We start from the raw sequence: 10,912 nt of genomic DNA on the forward strand, positions 1-10,912 counted from the left end.
ATGGCGGAACCCAAGGACCTTGCCGCACGCCTGCTCCCGCCGGAGGTCCTCGAGCCCAGGCAGTCCCGCCTGGCCCAGCGCATCGAACAGTGTCGCGCCGAAGGACGACCGGCCCTGGTCGGTTATCTCCCCGCGGGATACCCCACCCTGCCCGAATCCATCGAAGCTGCGGTGGCGTTGGGGAACAACGGAGCCGACATCATCGAAATCGGCATTCCGTACTCCGATCCCGTCATGGACGGAGCCGTGATTCAACATGCCACCACCACAGCCCTGGCCAACGGTTTCCGCGTGGCCCAGGTCTTCGAGGTGATCGAGGCCATCTCCACCCGAACCAACGCCGTCCCGGTGGTCATGTCCTACTGGAACCCGATCATGCAGCGCGGGGTAGACCGCTTCGCGCGGGAACTCGCCGCCGCGGGTGGTGCCGGGATCATCACCCCGGACCTGATCCCGGACGAAGCCGACGAATGGTTCAAGGCCTCGCTCGCACACGGTTTGGACCGAATCTTCCTGGTGGCACCTTCGAGCACGCGCGAACGGATGGACCTGACCGTCAAGGCGTCCAGCGGATTCGTGTACGCGGTCTCCATCATGGGTGTCACCGGTGCCCGCGACGCGGTGTCGAACGCCGCGAGCAGCGTCGTCGAACGCGCCCGTGCCGCCGGGGCACGCAACATCTGCGTGGGTCTTGGCGTGTCCACCCGCCAGCACGTGGAGGAGATCGGTGCCTACGCCGACGGTGTCATCGTCGGAACCGCACTCGTCCGCGCCCTGGGCGAAGGAGGTCCCGCAGCGGTGGGGGCGTTGACGGCACAGTTGGCCGGACGGAAGTGATGATGGCACTGATCCCACAGTCCATTCCGTCCCCGGACTGGTCCAGCTTCAACCTCGGACCGCTCACCATCCACGCCTACGCCCTGTGCATCATGCTGGGGATGGTGGCCGCGATCATGCTGACGCGGAAGCGCTGGCGGGACCGCGGTCTGGACCCGGACATCGTCCTGGACGCAGCCCTGTTGGCGATCCCCATGGGCATCGTGGGTGCCCGGCTCTACCACGTGGCGATCACGGACCCAACCTACTACTTCGGCTCGTGGGAAGGCCTGCGGGAGATCCCCATGTTGTGGCACGGCGGGCTGGGCATCATGGGGGCCGTGGCCTTCGGAGCCCTGGCGGTCTGGATCGTCTGTCGGCGCAACAGCGTTTCTTTCGCGACCTTTGCCGACTGCGTCGCGCCAAGTCTCCTGGTGGCACAGGCGATCGGTCGCTGGGGCAACTGGTTCAACCAGGAGCTCTTCGGGGGTCCCACCACGTTGCCCTGGGGTCTGGAGATCAGCCCGCAGTCAGGCAATTTCCTGGCCGGCATGCCGGTGGACACGCTTTTTCACCCCACGTTCCTGTACGAATCGCTGTGGAACCTGCTGGGTGCGGCGGTCTTGATCTGGCTCGGGCGTTCTGCCCGTACCGAAGGGAGAGTGGACGGCGGCCGACTGTTTGCCGTGTACCTGATCTGGTACGGCCTTGGGCGAATGTTGATCGAACTGTTCCTGCGAATCGACCCGTCATACACCCTCATGGGTGTCCGCATCCACGTGTTCACAGCGGCCGGACTGATCTTGTTGGGCTTGGTGCTCTTCTGGATCCTCAGCCGCAGGAGCCGATGTCGCACTGACGACGGCACGGCCGCAGCCTCCTCGTCCGTTGACCCCACTACGGCGCACGACGGCACTGAGGCTGCCACTCTCCGCACGGATGCGGTCGAGGAGCCCACCACGGCTCCCGATACGGACCCCGCCACCGACCGCACCCGGTGACCCCGGCCACACCATCATCCCGTAACAAACGCGCAACGTCCCGGACGTATTCTGTCGGCGACCGGTCCGAGGACGCACCGCACCCCCACCCTTCATGGTGCCCGCGTGCGCGCACGCCCCCAGGGAGGCGTCACCGTCCCGCCCAGTGAGGAGAACCTCTATGTCGCAGTCCGATTTCGGGCAGCAGGATCCGCAGAACCAGGCCCCCGGCGCAGCCCAGCCAGCCGACGTCGACGGTGTGGAAGAGTCCACGGACGTCCCTGAGTCGCCGTTCCGCCGCTTTTCCACGGCACCCGAGGAACAGGGACTCTACAAACCGGAGGAGGAGAAGGACGCCTGCGGCCTGGCCGTTGTCGCCAACCTCAACGGCACCGCCGACCACGACATCGTGGAGAAGGCCCTGACCGCCCTGCGAGCACTCGAACACCGGGGAGCCGTGGGCGGCGACGAGGGCACGGGCGACGGCGCCGGAATCCTGCTCCAAGTCCCCGACGGATTCTTCCGCGAGGTCCTCGACTTCGAACTTCCGCCGTTCGGTTCCTACGCCGTGGGTTCCGCCTTCCTGCCCACGGGCATTCAGGGCACAGCCAAGGCCGACAAGCTCAAGACCGCCATCGCCAAGATCGCTGAGACCGAAGGCCTGCAGGTCCTTGGCTGGAGGGACGTGCCCATCGAGGAATCCGCGGTGGGTTCCGCCGCCCGTTCCGTGATGCCCTACTTCGCGCAGGTCTTCGTGCGGGAGGCCCCGGACGCCAAGGAGGCATTCACCGGGCACATTCCCGTGTACACGCTGAACGGAGAGGCCGCGCAGCGCCAGTTGGACCAGAAGGCGTTCCGTCTGCGCAAGCGGTCTCAGAACCGTCTGGGCGTGTACTTCCCGTCCTTCTCCTCTGCCACGATCGTCTACAAGGGAATGCTGACGACGGCCCAGTTGGAACCGTTCTACCCGGACCTGTCCGACGAACGCTTCGGCACACGGCTCGCGATCGTCCACTCCCGGTTCTCGACCAACACGTTCCCGTCCTGGCCCTTGGCACAGCCCATGCGCATCCTGGCGCACAACGGGGAGATCAACACGGTCAAGGGCAACCGCAACTGGATGAGGGCCCGCCAGTCGCAGCTGAAGTCGCCGCTGCTGGGGCGCAACCCCGAGGAACTGTTCCCGATCTGTTCCGAGGGCGCCTCCGACTCCCAGTCCTTGGACGAGGTCGCTGAGCTGCTCATGCTCTCCGGTCGTCCGATCACCCAGGCCATGATGATGATGATTCCGGAAGCCTGGGAGAACCACGAGACCATGGATCCGGACCGCAAGGCCTTCTACGAGTACCACTCGACCCTCATGGAGCCCTGGGACGGGCCCGCGGCAGTGGCCTTCACGGACGGTCGTCGCGTGGGATCGGTCCTGGACCGCAACGGCCTGCGCCCGGGACGGTTCTGGGAGACCGAGGACGGCCTGGTTGTGTTCGCCTCCGAGGTCGGCGTCGTCGATCTCTCCGATCGCAAGATCGTGCGCAAGGGGCGCGTCTCGCCCGGAACCATGTTCCTGGTCGACACCGTCGACGGGCGGATCATCGAGGACGCCGAAATCAAGCGGGAGGTGGCCTCCCTCAAACCGTGGCGGGAGTGGACCTCCGGCAACCTGGTCCGCTTCGAGGACCTCCCGCAGCGCGAGCACATGGTTCACCCGCGGCGTTCGATCGAACTGCGGCAGAAGACCTTCGGGTACACCCACGAGGAACTGCGGAAGATCGTGGGCCCCATGGCCCTGGCCGGTGCCGAGCCCATCTACGCCATGGGCACCGACACTCCCGTGGCGGTCCTGGCCGACCGTCCGCACCTGCTGTTCGACTACTTCGTCCAGTCGTTCGCCCAGGTCACCAACCCGCCGCTGGACGCCATCCGGGAAGAGCTGGTCACCAGCCTCAAGGGTGCGCTGGGCCCCATGGGCAACCTACTGACCACCAAGCAGGTCAGGACCCACCAGATCGGTCTGGACTTCCCGGTCATCAACAACGATCAGCTGGACCAGATCGTGCACCTGGACGACGACGACGGCATGCCCATCGCGCTCAAGGTCCGCGGCCTGTACCGCCCCGAAGGCGGTGGAGCCGGCCTGCGCGCACGGATCGCCGAGATCTGCGAGAAGGTATCGGCCGCCGTCAACCGTGGTGTCGAGTTCGTCGTGATCTCGGACCGCGACTCGAACGGTCAGTGGGCACCGATTCCGTCGCTCCTGCTGACCAGCGCGATCCACCACCACCTGCTTCGCTCGGCCACCCGCACCCGGTGCTCGCTCGTCGTCGAGGCCGGCGACGTCCGCGAGGTGCACCACGTCGCCCTGCTGATCGGCTACGGCGCGTCCGCGGTCAACCCGTACCTGGCCATGGAATCCGCCGAGGAGCTGGTGCGCACCGGTCAGATTGCGGGGGTCACGGAAGAACAAGCCGTGCACAACCTCATCAAGGCCCTGGGTAAAGGCGTGCAGAAGATCATGTCCAAGATGGGCATCTCCACTGTCTCCTCCTACTGCGGTGCCCAGACCTTCGAGGCCCTGGGACTCTCGGCCGAAGTCATCGACGACTTCTTCGCGGGCACGCCCTCGCAGATCGACGGCGTCGGTCTGGACGTCATCGCTGAAGAAGCTGCCGCCCGGCACCGCCGCGGCTACCCGGCCGACGGTGTCAAGGAGCCCTACATCGGTCTGGAGACCGGTGGCGAGTACGACTGGCGACGCGACGGCGCACCACACCTGTTCAGCCCCGAGACCGTCTTCCGTCTGCAGCACGCGACCAAGACGGGGCGGTACGACGTCTTCAAGACCTACACCCGGCTGGTCGACGACCAGGCCTCCGAACTCAAAACCATCCGCGGTCTGCTGCACTTCGACGAGTCCCGCACGCCGGTGCCGATCGACGAGGTCGAACCCATCGAGTCGATCCTCAAACGGTTCTCCACGGGGGCCATGTCCTACGGCTCGATCTCCAAGGAGGCGCACGAGACACTGGCCATCGCCATGAACCAGATCGGTGGCAAGTCGAACACCGGTGAAGGCGGCGAGGACGTGGACCGTCTCATGGATCCGGCGCGACGGTCCGCGATCAAGCAGGTGGCCTCCGGACGTTTCGGCGTCACCAGCCTCTACCTGACCAACGCCGAGGACATCCAGATCAAGATGGCCCAGGGGGCCAAGCCCGGTGAGGGCGGCCAGCTGATGGCCCAGAAGGTCTACCCGTGGGTGGCCCGCACCCGACACTCCACCCCCGGGGTCTCGCTCATCTCCCCACCGCCGCACCACGACATCTACTCGATCGAAGACCTCGCCCAGCTGATCTACGACCTCAAGCGCGCCAACCCGCGGGCTCGGGTTCACGTCAAGCTCGTCTCCGAAATCGGGATCGGCACCGTGGCCAGCGGCGTGACCAAGGCGCGTGCCGACGTCGTCCTGGTCTCCGGGCACGACGGCGGCACCGGCGCGGCACCCCTGAACTCGCTCAAGCACGCCGGTCTGCCGTGGGAACTGGGCCTGGCGGAGACGCAACAGACCCTGATGCTCAACAACCTGCGCGAACGCGTGGTGGTCCAGGCCGACGGTCAGCTCAAGACCGGGCGCGACGTGATGATCGCTGCCCTGCTGGGGGCCGAGGAGTTCGGGTTCGCCACCGCGCCGCTGGTGGTCGAGGGCTGCATCATGATGCGCAAGTGTCACCTGGACACCTGCCCCGTGGGCGTGGCCACCCAGAACCCCGTCCTGCGTGAACGCTTCACCGGCAAGGCCGAACACGTGGTCAACTTCTTCAAGTTCATCGCCGAGGAGGTCCGTGAGCTCTTGGCACAGCTGGGCTTCCGCACCATGGACGAGGCGATCGGGCACGCCGAGGTCCTGAAGACCCAGAAGGCGATCGACCACTGGAAGGCCCAGGGACTCGACCTCCGACCGATCCTGCACTCGTCCGTACTTGAGCACGATGGCCGTGCGGTGCGGTCCGGCAAGGGACAGAACCACGAACTCGACCAGCACTTCGACGTCACGTTGATCGAGGAAGCTGCTCCGGCTCTGACCACGCGTGAACCGGTCACCCTTGAGCACCGGATCGTGAACACCGACCGTGCGGTGGGCACCATGCTCGGCTATGAGGTGACCCGGTCCTTCCAGACCGACGATCTGGCTGACGACACGATCACCGTTTCCCTCCACGGGCAGGCGGGCCAGTCCCTCGGCGCGTTCATGCCCAAGGGCATCACGCTGCGACTGGAAGGTGACGCGAACGACTACACGGGCAAGGGCCTCTCGGGCGGGCGGATCGTGGTGCGCCCCGAGCATGACGCGGGCTTCGCCGCCGAGGAGAACGTCGTGGCCGGCAACGTCATCGGCTACGGGGCCACGGGTGGTGAGATCTTCCTGCGCGGTCGCGTGGGGGAGCGCTTCCTGGTCCGCAACTCCGGGGCCACCGCCGTCGTCGAAGGCATTGGTGACCACGGGTGCGAATACATGACCGGTGGCCTTGCGCTGATTATCGGGCCCACCGGCCGTAACTTCGGTGCCGGTATGTCCGGTGGTGTTGCCTACGTTCTGGATCTCGCCGAGACCTCGGTGAATCTCCAGTCCCGTACCTCGGGCGAGCTCATGCTCATGGAACTGGACGAGAACGACGCCGTGACCGTGGAGACCCTGTTGCGGCGACACGTCGAGGAGACCGACTCCGCTCAGGCGCTGTCGTTGCTCGCTGAGCTGCCCGCCACCCTCAACCGACTGACCAAGGTGCTTCCGCGCGACTACTCGGCCGTTCTGGGCCTGCGCGCCGAAGCCGAAGCGAAGGGTTCCGACCCCGACGGGCACGAAACCTGGAACAAGATCCTGGAGGTGACGACCCGTGGCTGATCCGCGCGGATTCCTCAAGACCACCGAGCGGCAGGACCGGCCCAAGCGGCCCGTCCCCGTGCGCATCATGGACTTCAAAGAGGTCCAGAAGGCCCAGGATCCGGAGGTGCTCAAGGCCCAGGCCGGGCGCTGCATGGACTGCGGCATCCCGTTCTGTCACCGCGGTTGCCCCCTTGGCAACCTCATCCCGGAGTGGAACGACCTGGTTTGGCGCGGACACAGCCGCGAGGCCGTTGCCCGCATGCACGCGACCAACAACTTCCCCGAGTTCACGGGACGGGTCTGCCCGGCACCGTGCGAGACCTCGTGCGTGCTGGGCATCAACCAGCCCGCGGTCACGATCAAGCAGGTCGAATACGCGATCGGCGAGATGGCCTTCGAGGAAGACATCGTGGAGCCGTTCATCCCGGACCGCCTGGTGGGACAGACCGTGGCCGTGGTCGGCTCCGGACCCGCAGGTCTGGCGGCCGCACAGCAGCTGACCCAGGCCGGCTTCACGGTGGCCGTCTACGAACGTGACGATCGCATCGGCGGCCTGCTGCGCTACGGGATCCCGGACTTCAAGCTCGAGAAGGAGGTTCTGGACCGCCGCCTCGAGGTCATGCGCGCCGAGGGCACCCGCTTCCGCACCGGTGTCGAGATCGGACGCGACATCACCTGGGACCAGCTGCGTCGTCGGTACGACGCCGTGGTCATGGCCACCGGTGCGCTGGAGCCCCGTGAACTGGGTGTGCCCGGCCGCGACCTTGCCGGTGTCCACCACGCGATGGACTACCTGACCCAGGCCAACCGTGTGGTCGCCGGGGATGAGGTACCCGACCAGATCCACGCGAAGGGCAAGCACGTCGTGGTCCTCGGCGGTGGCGACACGGGTTCCGACTGCATCGGCACCGCGAACCGACAGGAAGCGGCGTCCGTGACCAACATCGCGATCGGTTTCGAACTGCCGGTGGATCGTCCCGAGGACCAACCGTGGCCCATGGACCCCCGGGTCCTGGACGTCTCCTCGTCGCACGAAGAGGGTGTCGATCGTGTCTACCTCTCGTCCACCGTTGAGTTCCTCGGCGAGGATGGGCACGTCACCGGTCTGCGAGTGGCCGAGACCGAGTACCTCCCTGACGGTCGCCGTGTGCCGAAGGAGGGCACGGAACGCGTGGTTCCCGCTGATCTGGTGCTGCTGGCCCTGGGCTTCACAGGCAACCAGTCCGGCGACGCCGTCGAGCAGATCGGCACCGGCCTGGACCAACGCGGCAACATCGACCGGGACGACACCTACATGACCAACGTGGACGGCGTGTTCTCCTGCGGCGATGCGGGGCGCGGTGCATCGCTGGTCGTGTGGGCCATCGCCGAAGGCCGGGCCTGTGCCTCCTCCGTCGAGAAGTTCCTCACGGGCAGCACGCGACTCCCGTTCCCCGTGGGCCCCACGACGCGCGGCATCGATCTGCGCTGACCGTCGAGAACTACGATGAGGGCCCCCGGCTCGCGGAAGCGAGCCGGGGGCCTTCTCTCGTGGCGGACAACGCGGGGCAACCCACCGCGCGGGTTGCCGCTGGATCGCCCGGGGCGAGTAGGGTGGAGAGCGATGCGCGCCCTTCTGCGGCCGCAACGTCCTGGCAGTGACGCCGCGTCGGCCCGTCCGATCGAACGCACGTTACGGGTCGACACGCTGGCACACCCCGCGGACACAGCACTCGACCGAAAGGGATAACTGATGAGACGCGCTAAGATCGTCGCCACGATCGGCCCGGCCATTTCCTCCTACGAGAAGCTCACCGAGGCCATCAATGCCGGCCTCAACGTTGCTCGTCTGAACATGAGCCACGACACCCACGAGACCCACTTGATGCAGTACGAGAACCTGCGTCGTGCCGCGTCGGACCTGGGCAAGAACGTGGCCATCCTGGCGGACCTCCAGGGTCCCAAGATCCGTCTGGAGACCTTCGTGGACGGACCGCACTTCCTCGAGGTCGGTGACGTATTCACGATCACCAACCGCGACGTCGAAGGCACCAAGGAAATCTGTGGCACCACGTTCAAGGGCCTCCCGCAGGACGTGAACGTGGGCGACGAACTGCTCATCGACGACGGCAAGGTGCGTCTGCGTGCCACAGCGGTGACGGAGACCGACGTGACCACGGTCGTGGAGATCCCCGGCAAGGTCTCCAACAACAAGGGCATCAACCTCCCCGGCGTTGCCGTGAACGTCCCCGCCCTGTCTGACAAGGACGAGGAGGACCTGCGGTGGGCGCTGAACACCGGCGTGGACCTCATTGCCCTCTCCTTCGTGCGCACCGGCGACGACATCTCGCGAGTTCACGAGATCATGGACGAAGAAGGCATCCGTCTCCCGGTGATCGCCAAGATTGAGAAGCCGCAGGCGGTTGAGAACCTGCACGAGATCATCGATTCCTTCGACGGCATCATGGTCGCCCGTGGTGACCTCGGCGTGGAGCTGCCCCTCGAGGACGTTCCCGTGGTCCAGAAGCGTGCCATCGAACTGGCCCGTCGTTGGGCGAAGCCGGTCATCGTGGCCACGCAGGTGCTGGAAACCATGATGGACAACCCGCGGCCGACCCGCGCGGAGGCATCCGACTGCGCCAACGCAGTGCTCGACGGCGCCGACGCCGTCATGCTCTCGGGGGAGACCTCCATCGGTCAGTACCCGATCGAGGCGCTCCAGACCATGGCGCGCATCGTGGAGGCCACGGAGCGTCACGGACTCGAGCGCATCGGTGAGATCAGCACGGAACCCCGCACCCGCGGTGGTGCGATCACGCGCGCAGCGGTGACGATCTCGCGCCAGCTCGACATCCCGTACATCACCGCATTCACGCAGTCCGGCGACTCCGCTCGTCGCCTGTGCCGCCTGCGTCCGCCGCAGCCGATCCTGGCCTTCACCCCCAGCCAGAAGGTCAGCGCGTTCTGCGCGCTCATGTGGGGTGTGGAGCCCATTCTGACCGAGGCCGTGGACCACACCGACGAGATGACCAAGCAGGTCGACCGCTACATGTACAAGTCCGGTCGGGCCGTTGCGGGTGACCTGGTGGTCATCTGCGCCGGATCGCCCCCAGGAGTGGCGGGTTCCACGAACCTGGTCAAGGTGCACCGCATCGGCGACCAGCAGGACGCCGGTGCCTTGGCTGAGGACTCCCCGGAGGTGCACGAGACCGTCGGGCCCTGGGGCGAGGAGAACTGACGCACCAGCTGCTGAAACACGGAGAGGCCCCGGGGATCATCCCCGGGGCCTCTCCGTGTTGGCGACCATATTTTGACGACCAGCCGGACGCCGTGATCTCACTGATTTGGTGCCCAAGGTGGGACTCGAACTCTCGCAACACCGCAGGTTGGGGGAGTGGACCCCCGGAATCATGCGGCTCTGACTCTCTCAGAGACCCAATGAATCACCCGGAATCGGGGGTAAGTGTGGGCAGAATGTGGGCACGGCGCCGTCACGATTGGAGCGATTCACCTGGCCCCAGGATGTAGCCCAACTCAGCCTCCACCTCGGAGTCCTCGAGCACCTCAGACGGGTCCGGAAAGGCTTCCGGGTCCGTGATCCGCATGGAGTCTTGCTGACCGCAACGGCGGCAGAAGTACCGGATCTCGTAGTACCCACCGGTGGTGCGCTTGAACCTAGCACCGCCCTGGTGGACGCCGAAGATGCGCGTCCGCGCTTCCACCTCTGTGCCGTGGAGGACCCACAGATAGCGAGGCGTGTGACAAGTACGGCAGTTGAATTCGTCCATACTCGAATTGTGCCGTAGCACCTAACCAAGCTCATTGGGCGACACTCAACTACTGAGGGTGAGGACACTGCCATCACCCGCGGATTCGCGGCGTGGGCCGGGTGTACTCCTTGCCATCCATCCCAGTGACCTTGACCGGCTCGATCAGCTCGGCGTCACGGCTGATCGACTGGTAGACCTCCACTGGCTCGGTCTCAGCGCCCTCGACAAGCTCAGGGTAGCTGTCACCCCGCGGCTCAGGTGAAACATAGGGTTTCACCTGCCGCACATCGCGGGAGACCTGCATCTGGGACGTCCCGACGATGGGAGCGATAGCCCGGGTGGACATGCCAGCGTCGGATAGCCGAGGTTCTGTAAACGCACCTACCTCTCGATGAGAGCTAGGAAGGCGGTGGCTGAGATGAGCCACGATCAGCAGGAACGAACCGCAGGCAATGAGCCGAACGACCAGGCGACGGCGCAGGCGT

General features: G+C 66.0%; 7 protein-coding genes. 5 read left to right on the forward strand and 2 right to left on the reverse strand.

Annotated features, from left to right (window positions below):
• From trpA to pyk, 5 genes are all read left to right on the forward strand, one after another.
• Entirely contained in the window at nt 1–837 is an 837-nt protein-coding gene (gene trpA, locus EDL96_RS02805; protein WP_407656897.1) for a tryptophan synthase subunit alpha, read from the forward strand.
• 2 nt (nt 838–839) lie between these two features.
• A complete protein-coding gene (lgt, locus tag EDL96_RS02810; protein WP_325049526.1) occupies nt 840–1,817 on the forward strand; it encodes a prolipoprotein diacylglyceryl transferase in 978 nt (325 codons plus the stop codon).
• Nucleotides 1,818–1,977: 160 nt separating this feature from the next.
• Complete coding sequence (gltB, locus tag EDL96_RS02815; RefSeq protein WP_123824246.1) at nt 1,978–6,696, forward strand: glutamate synthase large subunit; 4,719 nt, start codon at nt 1,978–1,980, stop codon at nt 6,694–6,696.
• A complete protein-coding gene (locus EDL96_RS02820; RefSeq protein ID WP_123824248.1) occupies nt 6,689–8,149 on the forward strand; it encodes a glutamate synthase subunit beta in 1,461 nt (486 codons plus the stop codon). Before gltB ends, EDL96_RS02820 begins: the two co-directional genes overlap by 8 nt.
• 261 nt (nt 8,150–8,410) lie before the next feature.
• The gene (pyk, locus tag EDL96_RS02825; RefSeq protein WP_123824250.1) at nt 8,411–9,895 is read left to right on the forward strand and encodes a pyruvate kinase; all 1,485 of its coding nucleotides are present in this window, start codon (nt 8,411–8,413) and stop codon (nt 9,893–9,895) included.
• A 253-nt stretch (nt 9,896–10,148) separates the two neighbouring features.
• Here the strand turns inward: pyk and EDL96_RS02830 are convergent, their stop codons facing one another.
• Nucleotides 10,149–10,445, reverse strand: coding sequence for a hypothetical protein (locus tag EDL96_RS02830; RefSeq protein WP_123824252.1), 297 nt, complete (start codon nt 10,443–10,445; stop codon nt 10,149–10,151).
• A 73-nt stretch (nt 10,446–10,518) separates the two neighbouring features.
• On the reverse strand, nt 10,519–10,912 hold a 394-nt coding region (locus tag EDL96_RS13595), incomplete at its 5' end, for a hypothetical protein (protein WP_233568630.1).

Origin of the sequence: Kocuria soli (assembly GCF_003797835.1) — a bacterium.
Lineage (GTDB): Bacteria > Actinomycetota > Actinomycetes > Actinomycetales > Micrococcaceae > Kocuria > Kocuria soli.

What these genes read in the sequence shown, in the direction of transcription:
- trpA (WP_407656897.1), top strand. Translation starts at nt 1, where the DNA reads ATGGCGGAACCCAAGGACCTTGCCGCACGCCTGCTCCCGCCGGAGGTC.
- lgt (WP_325049526.1), top strand. Translation starts at nt 840, where the DNA reads ATGGCACTGATCCCACAGTCCATTCCGTCCCCGGACTGGTCCAGCTTC.
- gltB (WP_123824246.1), top strand. Translation starts at nt 1,978, where the DNA reads ATGTCGCAGTCCGATTTCGGGCAGCAGGATCCGCAGAACCAGGCCCCC.
- pyk (WP_123824250.1), top strand. Translation starts at nt 8,411, where the DNA reads ATGAGACGCGCTAAGATCGTCGCCACGATCGGCCCGGCCATTTCCTCC.
- EDL96_RS02830 (WP_123824252.1), bottom strand. Translation starts at nt 10,445, where the DNA reads ATGGACGAATTCAACTGCCGTACTTGTCACACGCCTCGCTATCTGTGG.